The 12,861-nt window shown below is 63.1% G+C and carries 14 protein-coding genes; 11 read left to right on the top strand and 3 right to left on the bottom strand.

Translation table 11 applies throughout. The features are described from left to right. The first annotated feature begins 3 nt into the window (after nt 1-3). The 4 genes from MHM84_RS08540 (at nt 4) to MHM84_RS08525 (ending at nt 3,322) form a co-directional block, all read left to right on the top strand. Nucleotides 4-762, top strand: a complete 759-nt coding sequence (locus MHM84_RS08540; RefSeq protein ID WP_239264851.1) for a GNAT family protein — start codon at nt 4-6, stop codon at nt 760-762. A gap of 22 nt (nt 763-784) precedes the next feature. Then, complete coding sequence (locus tag MHM84_RS08535) at nt 785-1,417, top strand: FMN-binding negative transcriptional regulator (protein WP_239264849.1); 633 nt, start codon at nt 785-787, stop codon at nt 1,415-1,417. Nucleotides 1,418-1,536: 119 nt separating this feature from the next. Next, entirely contained in the window at nt 1,537-2,901 is a 1,365-nt protein-coding gene (locus MHM84_RS08530) for a Na+/H+ antiporter NhaC family protein (protein ID WP_239264847.1), read from the top strand. Nucleotides 2,902-2,998: 97 nt separating this feature from the next. Continuing rightward, nucleotides 2,999-3,322, top strand: coding sequence for a hypothetical protein (locus MHM84_RS08525; protein ID WP_239264845.1), 324 nt, complete (start codon nt 2,999-3,001; stop codon nt 3,320-3,322). Between the two features lie 93 nt (nt 3,323-3,415). Here the strand turns inward: MHM84_RS08525 and MHM84_RS08520 are convergent, their stop codons facing one another. Together MHM84_RS08520 and MHM84_RS08515 are read right to left on the bottom strand one after the other, a co-directional pair. Continuing rightward, on the bottom strand, nt 3,416-3,970 hold the full coding sequence (locus MHM84_RS08520) for a CAP domain-containing protein (protein WP_239264842.1): 555 nt from the start codon (nt 3,968-3,970) through the stop codon (nt 3,416-3,418). Next, entirely contained in the window at nt 3,963-4,451 is a 489-nt protein-coding gene (locus MHM84_RS08515) for a pyridoxamine 5'-phosphate oxidase family protein (RefSeq protein ID WP_239264839.1), read from the bottom strand. The genes MHM84_RS08520 and MHM84_RS08515 overlap by 8 nt, the downstream gene beginning before the upstream one ends. A 212-nt stretch (nt 4,452-4,663) precedes the next feature. Between MHM84_RS08515 and MHM84_RS08510 the strand changes: the two genes are divergently transcribed. From MHM84_RS08510 to MHM84_RS08500, 3 genes are all read left to right on the top strand, one after another. Then, nucleotides 4,664-5,653 carry a DJ-1/PfpI family protein gene (locus MHM84_RS08510; RefSeq protein ID WP_239264836.1) on the top strand — a complete coding sequence of 330 codons (990 nt, stop codon included), beginning with the start codon at nt 4,664-4,666 and terminating at the stop codon, nt 5,651-5,653. A 57-nt stretch (nt 5,654-5,710) separates the two neighbouring features. Beyond that, entirely contained in the window at nt 5,711-6,913 is a 1,203-nt protein-coding gene (locus MHM84_RS08505; RefSeq protein ID WP_239264834.1) for an MFS transporter, read from the top strand. Nucleotides 6,914-6,995: 82 nt separating this feature from the next. Beyond that, nucleotides 6,996-7,619 carry a LysE family translocator gene (locus MHM84_RS08500; RefSeq protein WP_239264831.1) on the top strand — a complete coding sequence of 208 codons (624 nt, stop codon included), beginning with the start codon at nt 6,996-6,998 and terminating at the stop codon, nt 7,617-7,619. Between the two features lie 77 nt (nt 7,620-7,696). Here the strand turns inward: MHM84_RS08500 and MHM84_RS08495 are convergent, their stop codons facing one another. After that, the gene (locus MHM84_RS08495; protein WP_239264830.1) at nt 7,697-8,734 is read right to left on the bottom strand and encodes a LacI family DNA-binding transcriptional regulator; all 1,038 of its coding nucleotides are present in this window, start codon (nt 8,732-8,734) and stop codon (nt 7,697-7,699) included. Between the two features lie 261 nt (nt 8,735-8,995). Between MHM84_RS08495 and MHM84_RS08490 the strand changes: the two genes are divergently transcribed. The 4 genes from MHM84_RS08490 (at nt 8,996) to MHM84_RS08475 (ending at nt 12,860) form a co-directional block, all read left to right on the top strand. Further along, nucleotides 8,996-9,973, top strand: a complete 978-nt coding sequence (locus tag MHM84_RS08490; RefSeq protein ID WP_239264828.1) for a TRAP transporter substrate-binding protein — start codon at nt 8,996-8,998, stop codon at nt 9,971-9,973. A gap of 66 nt (nt 9,974-10,039) precedes the next feature. Next, a complete protein-coding gene (locus MHM84_RS08485; RefSeq protein ID WP_239264826.1) occupies nt 10,040-10,555 on the top strand; it encodes a TRAP transporter small permease in 516 nt (171 codons plus the stop codon). Between the two features lie 2 nt (nt 10,556-10,557). After that, a complete protein-coding gene (locus MHM84_RS08480) occupies nt 10,558-11,850 on the top strand; it encodes a TRAP transporter large permease (RefSeq protein WP_239264825.1) in 1,293 nt (430 codons plus the stop codon). A 65-nt stretch (nt 11,851-11,915) separates the two neighbouring features. After that, complete coding sequence (locus MHM84_RS08475; protein ID WP_239264823.1) at nt 11,916-12,860, top strand: NAD(P)-dependent oxidoreductase; 945 nt, start codon at nt 11,916-11,918, stop codon at nt 12,858-12,860. Nucleotide 12,861 lies beyond the last annotated feature (1 nt).

Genomic DNA, 12,861 nt, shown 5'->3' with positions numbered 1-12,861 from the left:
CCGATGACCGCAACAATCAACGCATTTGGCCAGCCAGTCGGCCACACGGTACCCGACTGGCAGCCTCCGTCGCTGCCGGGGGAAACACTGCTGCAGGGACGCTACTGCCGCCTCGAATCGCTGTCTGCCGAGCGGCACGGTGATGCGCTGTGGGCGGCCTGGCGACAGCCCGACCCGACGATCCCCGCCGATACGCAGGGCGAAGCGCGCTGGACCTACCTGGGTGGCAGGCCCTTCGCCGATGCGGCAGGCTGCCATGCCTGGTTACGACAGTGCGGTGCGGGACACGACCCACGTTTCATGGCAGTGATCGAGGCCGCGAGCGGCGATGCCCTGGGGGCGGCGGCCTGGCTCAACATCCAGCCGGCGCACGGTAGCGTCGAGCTGGGTCATCTCAGCTTCTCGCCCCGCCTGGCCCGCACCCCGGCGGCTACCGAAGCGCTGGTGCTGATGATGCGCCACGTCTTCGACCTGGGATTCCGGCGCCTGGAATGGAAATGCGATGCCCTCAACGCCCCTTCGCGACGGGCGGCGCAACGCCTCGGCCTGCGCTTCGAGGGCATCTTTCATCAGCACCGCGTGGTGAACGGCAGAAACCGCGACAGCGCCTGGTACTCCCTGCTCAATCACGAGTGGCGTCAGCTCATGCCGGTCTTCGAACGCTGGCTGTCGCCGGCCAACTTCGATGCCCATGGCCGGCAACACCAGGCGTTGTCGGCTCTGACCGCGGCGGCACTGGCGCCACGCCCCGACCCCGTTTAATCAACGACCGCCGAGGAAGCTCATGTACCTGCCCCGCCACTTTGCCATGGCCGATCCCGATGCCCTGCGGGCCGTCATCGATCGGCATCCCTTCGCCACGCTGGCCCTCGCCTCGGATCGTGGCGTCATGGCAGATCATCTACCGCTGATCTTCGATTCCAACGGGGGTGAACATGGCGTGTTGCGCGGCCACATCGCCCGTGCCAACCCCCTCTGGCGCGGCGAAGGCGATGCCGAGGCACTGGCGATCTTTCACGGCCCGCAAGCCTACATCACGCCCAACTGGTACCCGGACAAGCGCGAGCACGGCCGGGTGGTGCCGACCTGGAATTACCAGGTGGTACACGCCCGTGGGCAACTGCGCTTCATCCACGATCCCGCCTGGCTCCTGAATGTCGTAAGCGCTCTGAGCGAGCGCTTCGAGCACTCGCGTGCCGTGCCTTGGTCGGTCGAGGATGCTCCGGCCGACTACATCGAGAACATGTGCCGGGCGATTGTCGGGGTCGAGCTGACCGTCACACACCTGACCGGCAAGCACAAGGCCAGTCAGCACAAGTCCGACGCCGAGCGCGAGGCGATCTACCGGGGGCTACAAGCGGAAGATGGCGTCGCGGCGGATGCGGCAGCGTGCCTGAGCGGCAGACTGTCACGCTAGCGCCGCCGGGCATCGCCTGGCCGGGTACGGTATGATGCCCCGCTTCACGCCCCACGATGCCATGGCGTCGTGGGGCGATACGTTGCTTTCTCCGCCATACAAGCCATTCAGGAATACCGATGAATGCGATCGTTCTGGCCATCCTGGTGATGGTCGCCTTGAGTCTTGCCCGCGTTTCCGTGGTCTTCGCACTGATCGTCGCCGCCCTGGTCGGCGGCCTGGTCAGCGGCATGAGCGTCTCCGACGTGCTCGTCGCCTTCAACGATGGCCTCGGTAACGGTGCCACCATCGCCCTGGCCTACGCCACGCTGGGCGCCTTTGCCGTGGCCCTGTCGCGCTCGGGCATCACCGAACTGCTCTCCGCCAAGGCCATCGACAGGCTGCAGCTGGATCGCGGCACCCCGCACCGCACCAGGATCTACTTCGCCCTGCTGGGCATTCTGCTGATCGCCGCGATCTTCTCGCAGAACCTGATCCCCGTGCACATTGCCTTCATCCCCATTTTGGTGCCGCCGCTACTCAAGCTGATGAACCACCTGCACATGGATCGCCGCGCCGCGGCCTGTGCCATCACCTTCGGCATCACCGCGCCCTACATGCTGTTGCCGGTCGGGTTCGGGGCGATCTTTCTCAACGACATCCTGCTGAGCAACGTCAACGACGCCGGCGCCGCCATGGGGCTGAACGTGACGCCCGACATCGTGCCGCTGGCGATGCTGCTGCCCATCTCAGGCATGGCACTGGGTCTGGTCGTGGCGCTGACTCTGAGCTACCGGCGTCGGCGCGACTACGAGGACCGCGACCTGTCGCATGCCGACCAGCGCCATGCGCAGGTCGCCGCCAAGGTCGAGACCGCCAAGCGCCTCGCGCCGTGGCAGAAGGCCGTGCTGGTCGTCGCCATCGTCGGCGCCCTGGTCACCCAATTGGCCTTCGACTCCATGGTGCTGGGCGGCATCCTCGGCTTCGCCATCCTTTCGGTCAGCGGGGTGTTTCGCTGGCGCGAGCAGGACGACATCTTCACCGAGGGCATGCGCATGCTGGCCCTGGTGGGGTTCATCATGATCACCGCTTCCGGCTTCGCCGGCGTGATGCAGGCCACCGGCGAGGTCGAGACACTGGTCCAGAGTTCGGTGGAGGTGATCGGCGACAACCGTGGGCTGGCCGCCCTGATCATGCTGCTGGTGGGGCTGTTCATCACCATGGGCATCGGCTCGTCGTTCTCGACCATTCCCATCATCGCCTCGCTGTACGTGCCGTTGGCCCTCAGCTTCGGCTTCTCGCCGATGGCCACGGTCGCCCTGGTCGGCACGGCGGCGGCACTCGGCGACGCGGGCTCTCCCGCCTCGGACTCGACACTGGGACCCACCGCCGGACTCAACGCCGACGGCCAGCACGATCATATCTGGGAGACCTGTGTGCCGACCTTCCTGCACTACAACCTGCCGCTGATCGCCTTCGGCTGGGTTGCGGCCATGATTCTCTAGTCGCCTCCACGACACGCCCGGCCTGAAAGGCCGGGTTTGCCTCACCCGCCACCGGCACTACAGTGAAGTGAACGCATCCATTCAGGGAGGAAGCACCATGCAACGTCACTGGCTTACGTTCATGGCAGGCTCGGCACTGGCCCTATCGATCGCCGCCACGGCCCACGCTCAGGAAAGTGATGAAGGCGATTTCGCCTATTGGGACACCGATGCCTCGGGCGACATCAGCCAGGAGGAGTGGGATGGTGGCATTGCCAACATCCGCACCGGGATGCAGGCCGAGGAAGGCGGCAGCGCAGACGAGGATGACCGCGCCATCTATAACACGTACCGGGACTACAACGAGGCCGACCTGAACGACGACGACCGCATCGACGAAGCGGAATTCGAGCGATTCCAGGACAACCTCGAGGAAGAATAGTCTTCTCAGTCCGGATTATTCGTCAGTCTGACGCCGTTCAGCTTGGAATACCGTAGGCTTCGCGAGTCGCGAAGCCTTTATCGTTCGGTCTGCTCAACGTGGCTGGGCCAATACTTGCGTCCAGTAAGGCGAATACATCGATCCCGGATCGTCGGCCTTGGCCATGCCCATTTCGGTGAAGGCTTCGTTCATGATGTTGCTGCAGTGTCCCGGGCTCTCCAGCCAACCCGAGACCACGGCGGCGATCGATGCCTGACCGGCGGCGATGTTCTCGCCCACCGCTCGCCATACATAACCTCGGTTGCTGACGCGCTGTTGAATACCCACGCCTTCCGGGCCGGTATGGCTGAAATAGTCGTTCTCGGCCATGTCCTGGGAATGCGCCTCGGCAGCGGCTTCGAGAGTGCAATTCCAGGCTAGCGGTTCCACCGCCGCAAAACGCTGGTTGCCGCATTGCCGAGCCTGACTGCGCGCCTCGTTGATTCTCGACAGCATCTCGCGCTTGCGATCGGTCAGTTCGCAAGCGCCCTGGGCCTGCGAGTCACCCTCCGGCGCACTCTCGGCGGCCCATGTTCCAATGGAAATCATGAGTGCCGATACGCCGATCAGCATCCAGGCAGCAGGGCGTGCTGGAGCGCGACTAGCCACCGAACTTTTCATTCTCGCCCATGTCCGGGGTCGCGTCTTTCTTGATGTTGGCCTTGGCAATCTCGTAGAGCTGGAACGTCTTGCTCTCCTTGGCCTTCCAGTGCTCGCCCATCTGTACCTTGATCTCCAGCAGCGCCACATCCGGGTCGTCCTTGCCTTCGGGGAACCAGGCCGCGATGAAGGGGTTCCAGTATTTCTCGATCAGCTCACGGTCATCGGTCAGGTTGGCCTTGCCCGAGAGCGATACGTACACGCCCTCTTCCTGATCGGAGAAGCTGAGGCAAACGTCGTGATCGCTGGCGGTTTCAAAGACCTTCTCGGCACTGCGACGGGTGTAGAACCACAGGGTGCCGTCGTATTCGTCCTGAACCAGGTGCATCGGCCGGGCACGGGGCATGTCGCCGTCCAGCGTGACCAGCATGCCGACCTTGATGTCCTTGATCATTTTCCAGATCTTCTGCTTGTGCTCGGGGCTGGACATGGTTTCAACCTCCTGTCGAAAACGTACGGCAAAAAGGACACGACGATGCCAATGCAGCGTCGTGTGTCCAGAATCAGCCTAGCTACCCGCCTCGACCTCAGCAAATACGCCCGTGGATAGCATCGTTTGGCAATAAACGTGGGGCATTTGTCATTGCGCCATTTTCCTGCGCTAGCTCACACTCATGACACCCAACCTGCAGGAGCGTGTCGATGCCCAACCGCGCCATTGCCTGCCTGCTTTACCCTAATGTGATGAGCCTGGACGTGACCGGGCCCATGCAGGTCTTCGCCTCGGCCAATGTCGAATGCGAACGGCTGGGCTTGCCGCCAATGTACCAACTGCTGCTGGCCGGTACGGCCACAGGGCCGATAGCCACGTCCAGCGGTATCCGGCTGCATGCCGACACGAGCTGGCAGGCGATGGACGCCACCACGCTGGATACTCTGCTGGTGCCGGGCGGCCAGGGCGTCGATGTACAGCGTCGCGACATGCCACTGGTCGCTTGGCTACGTGACGTCGAGCCCAAGGTACGCCGCCTGGGCTCGGTCTGCTCGGGGGCGCTACTGCTGGCCGAAGCGGGTCTTCTGGATGGCCGTCAGGCCACCACCCACTGGGCGGACCTGGATACGCTCTCCAGCGACTATCCGGATGTCCAGGTCCAGGGCGATCGCTTGCACACCTACGATCCAATGGACGCCGACAGTGCTCACCTTTCCACCTCGGCAGGCGTGACGGCGGGTATCGATCTGGCCCTGGCTCTCGTCGAGGCGGATCTCGGCCGCCCCCTGGCGCTGGCGGTCGCTCAACGTTTGGTGATGTTCCTGCATCGCCCAGGCGGACAGGCGCAGTTCAGTCCGCTGCTGACCTTATCCGCCAACGGCTCGCAGCGCCTGGCCGGGCTGCTGAACTGGATTCCTGCGCATCTTTCGGAGGACCTGTCCATTGAGGCACTGGCCGAGCACGCCAACCTGTCGACGCGCACTCTGTGTCGTCTGTTCAAGCAGGACGTCGGCCTGGCCCCAGGACAATACGTCGAGCGGGTACGTCTCGAGGCTGCCCGCAGCCTGCTGCTCGGCGCCCAGACCTCGGTGGCCAGCGTGGCGCGACTGACCGGCTTCGGGCACCCGGAAAACTTGCGACGCACGTTTCAGAAACACCACGCGATCAGCCCCCAGGCTTTCATCGAACGTTTCGGCTGATGCCTGTCGCGCTGGACTACCGCACGCCTCTATCGCCTCTGCCCGGAGCCTTCCGCCATGCCATTGTTGCTACGCCATCCACCCGTTCTGCGCCTGTTCCTCGCTCAGGCGCTCTATTGGTCCTGCGCCATGATCGGCATCCTGCTGACGTCTCTCGCCGGGCTGGCCCTAGCCCCGCGAGAGAGCCTGGCGACCCTGCCGCTCGCCCTGCTGATGCTGGGCAATCTGCTCGCCATTCAGCCCCTTTCGCAACTGATGCAACGCCAAGGCCGACGCCAGGGCTTTCAATTCGGTGCACTCGCGGGTGTCACCGGCGGGCTCATCTGTGCGCTGGGTATCGGGCAGGCCAGCTTTTTTCTACTGTGTCTGGGCAGCATGACGCTGGGCATCTACCAGGCGTCGGCCATGTATTACCGCTTCGCCGCCGTCGAGTCAGTCGATGCCGCCTTCCAGGGGCGGGCAACGGCTTATGTGATCGGTGGCGGTGTCGTTGCCGCACTCATCGCACCCTCCCTGGGCTCGCTGTCGCGCCATGCGCTGGCCACGCCCTATCTCGGCGCCTACCTGCTGATCGCGGTCCTGGCAGTGATTGCCCTAGGCATTCTCAGTGGCATTCCGGGCAACCCTGTCTCCTCCGCCACCTCGGTACCGCGCGTGTCAAGACGCCAACTATTGACCCGGCCCATTGTCCGGGCCGCCATCCTGACCACGGCCATCGGCCATGGTCTGATGATTCTGGTCATGAACGCCACGCCGCTGGCCATGAGCCTGCATGGGCTGAGTCTCGAAGCCAGCGGTCAGGTCATCCAATGGCATATGCTCGGCATGTTCCTGCCGGCATTCATCGCCGGCCCACTCGTCGACCGACTGGGCAGTCGCCGGGTCGCCTGCATTGGGGCATGCCTATTGGCGTGCAGCGCCGCCATCGCCCTGGCGGGCCTGGACTGGGCACACTTTCTACTGAGCAGCTGCCTGCTGGGGGTTGGCTGGAACCTGATGCTGGTAGCCGGCACCACCCTGCTGGGGCGTGGACATACGTCACCCGAACGTGCCAGCGCCCAGGGGCTGATGGAGTTGAGCAACGGTAGCGTCGCCGCCGTCATGTCGTTCGCCTCGGGCGCTCTGGTGACGACACTGGGCTGGACAGCAGTCAATGCCGGCCTACTGCCTTTCGTGGCTCTGGCCCTGATAGTGCAGCTTGGCAGTACCAGTCGACTACCGGCCAGCGGCTCGACCCCTCGTCCGGATCCAGCCGAGTGAGTCTGGCACCCGCCGCGCCTGGACAACCGACGAGGCCTGGCTCAAGGTATTCCTCTTCTTATCCAGTCTGTCAGGGAAACGCATGGCTCTCACGACCTGGTTACTCTTCGTGGCCGTGGCTACGGTCAGCATCCTCAGCCCCGGCCCAGCCTTTCTGGTGGCGGTACGCAACGGCATGGCCGGTGGCATGCCTCGCGTCGCGCTATCGTCGCTGGGTAACATCTGCGGTCTGCTGTTGCTCGCCAGCGCCGCCGTGCTAGGCCTGGGCGTCGTGCTGACCACCTCCGAAGTGCTGTTTACGGCACTCAAACTGTGCGGCGCCGGTTACCTGATCTACCTTGGCGTGCGCCAGTGGCGTCAACCGAGCCTGGTCGTCACTCGCCCCGTCGCACCGACGCGGAGCCGTGTTCGCGTCTTCAGCGAGGGGCTGCTGGTTGCCATCAGCAACCCCAAGGCGATCCTGTTCTTCACCGCCCTGTTCCCGCAGTTTCTCGATCCTCAACTACCGCTCGCGCCGCAGTTTACCCTCATGGTCGGCACCTTCATGGCGCTGTCGTTCGCCACGCTGATGACCTATGGCGGCCTGGCCAGGCAGATCGCCCGCTGGCTTGGCTCCGCGAAGCGGGCACGCTGGATCAACCGCTTCGTGGGGAGTGCCTTCATCGGCCTCGGTGTCTCGCTGTTGCGCCTGCGCCAGCCCGTGTAATTCTCGCCGTTTTTTTGCGGCAGCGCTCTTGGCTTTTCCGAAACGTCGACGAGCGATGGTAAGACAAGACCGAATCGTTACGTGCTGTCCCGCACCATCAGTTCGAAGCCGATATCGCAGCGTAATGCCTCGCCCCGCTCCCCATCCAGGCGTGCCAGCAGAAACTTGGCCGCCTGGACGCCCATCTCGAAGCGCGGCACCGAGACCGTGGTCAGTGCGGGCGTGAGGCACTCGCTGAGCGGCAGCCCCAGATAACCGGCAATGGCAATATCGTCGGGCACGCGAATTCCCCGGCGGTTGGCTTCCAGGATGGCACCGGCCGCCAGGTTGTCATTGGTGAAATGGATGGCGTCGAGATCCGGGTAGCTCGCCATGGCTTCCGTGAACAGCTTGCCTCCGGTCTTGTAGGAGGCAGCCTCGTCATTCTGCAACAGGCGGCTTCCATCGATGCCTGCCGACTCCAATACCTCGCGATGGCCTTCGTAGCGCTGGAAGGTCCGGTAGTCCCGGTCCATGCGCGACCCCACGTAAGCGATTCGACGATACCCCCGATCGATGAGGTGCCGAGCCATGCAGCGGCCCACCTCGGCGTTGTCGACACCGACATTGCTGTCGATACACGACGTTCCATATTCCATGATCTCGACCACCGGGCGATGACATGCCTCGAGGCGTTGAATCGCCCGCTCGCGGTGGCGCAGCCCGGCAATGATGATGCCTGACGGCGAATAGCCAAGGACCGTGTCGATCAGGGCCGCCTCGCGGTCCAGATCGAAATCTGTCGACCCCAGCAGCAACTGATAGCCGGTATCTTCGAGGGTTTGCTGAATGCCATGAATCACGTCGATGTAGGTCAGAATCGACAGCGAGGGCACGATCACCGGGATCACGCGCGTGCCTGCCGAGGCGAGACCGCCGGCGATCAGGTTGGGCACGTAGCCCAGCGCTTCCACGGCGGCCTCGACGCGCTTGCGTAGCTTGTCCGAGACTTGATCGGGATTGTTCATGACCCGAGAAACGGTAATCGGTGCAACACCGGCATGCTTGGCGACGTCTCCCAGCGTCACACGCCCCACTCCCTGGTGGCGCCGGCGTCCGCGCTCCGCTTTACCCATAGCTTGTTATCCTCGCTCGCTCCATGCATGTCGCAGTGTACCCTACGACTAAAGTTTTGGTAGCGCTACCACCGTTTTGGTAGCGCTACCAAAAATGCCCTGCTAGCTTTTTTCTAGTGCCTCTCCCCATCGTCGCACCGACAACAACAAGAGACAGGAGGACGCCATGCCAGCCCCTGAATCTCCTTTATCGGCGATCCACGTCGCCCAGGCCGCTCCCTGCGGTTCCTCGCCCGCCAAAGCACCCAGGAGATAGTTCACATGAAAGTAACGACCACCAAAAAACTCGCCCTTGCCAGCATGATGACGTTGGGGGTGGCCATGTCCGCCGCTGCCCAGGAAATCGCCATCGCCATCCACGTCGACCCGGCACATGCCATGTTCAAGGTTGGCGAACGCCTGAAACAGTCGATCGAGGAGCAGTCGGACGGCGAGATGAGCGTCACTCTGCTCGGCACCGAGGTCGGTGGCGAACGCGACCATCTGGAAGGCGCCAGCTACGGGGAGTATGACATCGCCCTGGGCGGCTCCATGCCCATGACCCTTTATGCGCCGAAGTTCGCGGCCGCCGACCTGCCCTTCGTCTACGACTCGAGCGACGAGGCCCGCCAGGTCTATGAAGGCGAAACCGGGGAAGCCATCAACGAGCAGCTCGTGGCCAACGGCAACATGCGCCTGGTCGGACTGTCGGCACGCAACCCGCGCAACCTGACCTCCAACATGCCGGTGACGTCACCCGAAGACATCCAGGGGGTGCGCATGCGCGTCCCGGAAATCGCGCCATGGGTGAAAGTCTGGGAGCAGGTCGGCGCCCTGCCCAGCCCCATCGCCTGGCCGGAAGTGTATACCTCGCTGCAGACCGGCGTGATCGAGATGCAGGAAAACCCGGTCGACCTGATCTATGCCGGCAAGCTGTACGAGGTACAGGACTACATCAACCGTACGGAGCATGTGTACTCCTTCTTCCACTGGCTGATGAACGAGGATTTCTACCAGGGCCTGTCCGATGAGGACCGGGACATGCTGCTCTCGGCCATCGACGAGGCCACCCAGTGGGGCGATGAGCTCGTCGCCCAGGGGCAGGAAGAGGTGTATCAGACGCTGAAGGACGAAGGCATGGAAGTCGTCGAGCCCGATGTGGCGGCCTTCCGTGAAGCGGCCAAGCCGGCCGTCGAGGAAATCGCCCAAGGCTACGACCCCGCCGTGCGCGACTACGTCATGTCGTTGATCAACCGGTAACGCCTGCCAGCCCGTGTCGCTCCCTTGGGCGATGCGGGCCACCCCATGCCAGCAGGGAGGCTCCCCGTGACTCCTCGATCCTTTTTCGCCAGTTCACTGACCATCTTCTGGTCCCTGTTGACCACCATCGTGGTCGCGGCCTTCTGCCTGATGCTCACGGTCATGGCCATCCAGGTGATTTCACGCTACACGCTGGGCCTCGCCGTGCCATGGACCGACGAGGTGTCGCGCTATTTGTTCCTCGCCGAGATCTTCCTCGGCTCCGTGCTGGCGCTGCGCTATCAGGAACACATTCGCGTGACGATCGTGACCGATCTGCTGCCTCCCAAGGCAGCACGTCTCGTCGCAGCCCTCGCCGACCTGATTGGCATCGCGGTGCTGCTCATGCTCATGGGCGGGGCCTGGAACATGATGGAGCGTACCGCCGGGGTGTTTGCCAGCACGTTCCGGATGAGCTTCTCGTACGTCTATCTGATGCAGTTCATTGCCGCCTTGCTGATGGTGATTCTGCTGGTCGATCAGTGTCAGCGCCATCTGCGCGGCAAGGCGGCCACTCCCCCTGCCAAACCCTGGAGCGACTGAGCATGGAAGTCTTCGTCATCATGTTCGTGGGCCTGATCGGCCTGCTGATGCTGGGGCTGCCAGTGGCCTTGGCAATGATTGCCTCATCGGCCCTGGTGCTGGGCTATACCCGCGGCTTCGACGCCATCCCGCTCGAGATGATCGCCCAGCGCACCCTCTATGGAGTGAATAGCTTCACGCTGTTGGCCATCCCGGCCTTCCTGTTGATTGGCCGGCTGATGAATGCCGCCGGGATTTCCGATCGCGTCTTCGATATCGCACGCTGCACCGTCGGTCACCTCAAGGGCGGCCTGGGGCACGTCAACGTCTTGGCCAGCATGCTGTTTGCCGGCATGTCCGGCTCGGCCGTGGCCGATGCCGGTGGCTTGGGCGCCGTCGAGATCAAGGCGATGCAGGACGACGGTTTCCCCACGGACTTCAGTGCCGCCGTCACTGCCAGTTCGGCCACGATCGGACCGATCATTCCGCCCAGCATTCCTGCGGTGATCTATGGCGCCCTGGCCAATGCCTCGATCGCCGCCATCTTCCTGGGCTCGATCCTGCCAGGGCTGTTCATGGGGCTGGGTCTGATGCTCATGGTCGCCGTGATTTCCCACCGCCGAGGCTATCCGACCCGCGCCCGCGCCACGCTGCAGGAATTCCTGCGCGCCCTGTCGCGGGGCTCGCTGCCGATGCTGACGCCGCTGATCATCATTGTCGGCATCCTGTCCGGCCTGTTCACGCCCACCGAAGCCTCGGTCGTCGCACTGCTCTATTGCCTGATCATTTCGTTCGGCGTCTATCGCTCGATCAATCTGCGTGAGTTCTTCGACATACTGCGCGCCACCGCCATCGACACCGCTGCGCTGTTATTGATCATCGCCGGCAGTGCTCTCTACAGCTGGGTCCTGGCGCGCTATCAGGTCACGGCACTGGTCGCCGATTTTCTACTGGCCACGGTCACCGACCCGTTGATGCTGTTGCTGTTGCTGAGTCTGTTCATCCTGTTGATCGGGCTGTTCGTCGATTCCGTCCCGGCGCTGTTCCTGCTGACACCGCTGCTGGTGCCGGTGGTCGTGCAATACGGCATCGACCCGGTGCACTTCGGCGTGCTGATGATCTTCAATCTGATGATCGGACTGATCACGCCACCGGTAGGCACCGTGCTGTTCACCATCCAGAAGATCACCAACCTGCCGCTTACGGACCTGATCCGGGCCACGCTGCCCTTCTACATCCCACTGCTGGCGGTACTGATTCTGATCACCTGCTTCCCGTCGATCGTCATGTTCCTGCCGGATCTGGTGCTGCGGTAGCAAGGGAGTCGAGCCAACCACGCAAGGCCAACGTCCTTAGGGACCCATCATGAAGGAGACACACCATGGCGGTATTGATTACGGGCGGCCTGGGCCATGTCGGTTCCTGGGTAGCCCAGATGCTGGCCAGCCAGGGCAAGAAGGTCATCATTTGCGACATGGCGGCGAAGCATTTCGACAGCCTGGGACTCGATTATCTGGAAGCGGTCCGCGACAAGCTGGTGCTGGAAGCGGTCGACGTGCTGGATTACCACACCCTGTTCGAGACGCTACTGACCTACCGCGACGAGCTCGAAGGGGTCATTCATGGCGTCTCGGTCATCGCCGGCCCCAGCTTCCAGCAACGTCCCTTCCGCAATATTTCGGTCAACACCCTGGGGACGCTCAATGTCTATGAGACTTGTCGCATCCTCGGCATCGACAAGATCGTCAACATGAGCTCGGGCGCCGTCTATGGCGACGCGTCGGGCCCCCAACAAGAAACCACCCCTTACAAGGCCACCGACCTCTACGGCGCCACCAAGATCTCCGGTGAGCTGTTCGGCGATCAATACACCGACACCTACGGCATGGACATTCGCCATGCTCGCCTGTTCTTCGTCTATGGCCCCGGCAAACGACCCTCGCACATGCATCAGGTCTATCAAGCCTTGTTCGGGCCACTCGAGGGGCTCCGTGACGTCCAGGCACCCAATGGACGGGACCAGGCCCTGGACTGGACGCACGTCCACGACACCGCGAAGGGCATCGTGCTGCTGTTCGAGAAAGCGAGCGTCCAGGCGCGGCATTTCAACATCTCCAGCGGCGTGACAATAGATCACCAGGCTATCGTCGACGAAGTCGAGCAACTGCTGGGCAAGTCGAGTAACATGCAGCTCGGTCCGGGACCGTTCGTGGTGCGGGGCTCGCCATTGGATATTACGCTCGCCCAAGACGAGTTGGGGTTCCAGCCCGTTTATGTGGATATCAAGAAAGGGCTACAGGATTATTGGCAGTGGCTCAGCCATTGAG

This window comes from Halomonas sp. McH1-25 (assembly GCF_022348165.1).
In the GTDB taxonomy this organism is placed as follows: Bacteria; Pseudomonadota; Gammaproteobacteria; order Pseudomonadales; family Halomonadaceae; genus Modicisalibacter.
Note: the sequence above shows the minus strand (reverse complement) of the source record. Positions and strands in the feature narration are given on the sequence as shown.

What these genes read in the sequence shown, in the direction of transcription:
- MHM84_RS08505 (WP_239264834.1), top strand. Translation starts at nt 5,711, where the DNA reads ATGCCATTGTTGCTACGCCATCCACCCGTTCTGCGCCTGTTCCTCGCT.
- MHM84_RS08500 (WP_239264831.1), top strand. Translation starts at nt 6,996, where the DNA reads ATGGCTCTCACGACCTGGTTACTCTTCGTGGCCGTGGCTACGGTCAGC.
- MHM84_RS08490 (WP_239264828.1), top strand. Translation starts at nt 8,996, where the DNA reads ATGAAAGTAACGACCACCAAAAAACTCGCCCTTGCCAGCATGATGACG.
- MHM84_RS08510 (WP_239264836.1), top strand. Translation starts at nt 4,664, where the DNA reads ATGCCCAACCGCGCCATTGCCTGCCTGCTTTACCCTAATGTGATGAGC.
- MHM84_RS08535 (WP_239264849.1), top strand. Translation starts at nt 785, where the DNA reads ATGTACCTGCCCCGCCACTTTGCCATGGCCGATCCCGATGCCCTGCGG.
- MHM84_RS08480 (WP_239264825.1), top strand. Translation starts at nt 10,558, where the DNA reads ATGGAAGTCTTCGTCATCATGTTCGTGGGCCTGATCGGCCTGCTGATG.
- MHM84_RS08495 (WP_239264830.1), bottom strand. Translation starts at nt 8,734, where the DNA reads ATGGGTAAAGCGGAGCGCGGACGCCGGCGCCACCAGGGAGTGGGGCGT.
- MHM84_RS08475 (WP_239264823.1), top strand. Translation starts at nt 11,916, where the DNA reads ATGGCGGTATTGATTACGGGCGGCCTGGGCCATGTCGGTTCCTGGGTA.
- MHM84_RS08530 (WP_239264847.1), top strand. Translation starts at nt 1,537, where the DNA reads ATGAATGCGATCGTTCTGGCCATCCTGGTGATGGTCGCCTTGAGTCTT.
- MHM84_RS08515 (WP_239264839.1), bottom strand. Translation starts at nt 4,451, where the DNA reads ATGTCCAGCCCCGAGCACAAGCAGAAGATCTGGAAAATGATCAAGGAC.
- MHM84_RS08540 (WP_239264851.1), top strand. Translation starts at nt 4, where the DNA reads ATGACCGCAACAATCAACGCATTTGGCCAGCCAGTCGGCCACACGGTA.
- MHM84_RS08525 (WP_239264845.1), top strand. Translation starts at nt 2,999, where the DNA reads ATGCAACGTCACTGGCTTACGTTCATGGCAGGCTCGGCACTGGCCCTA.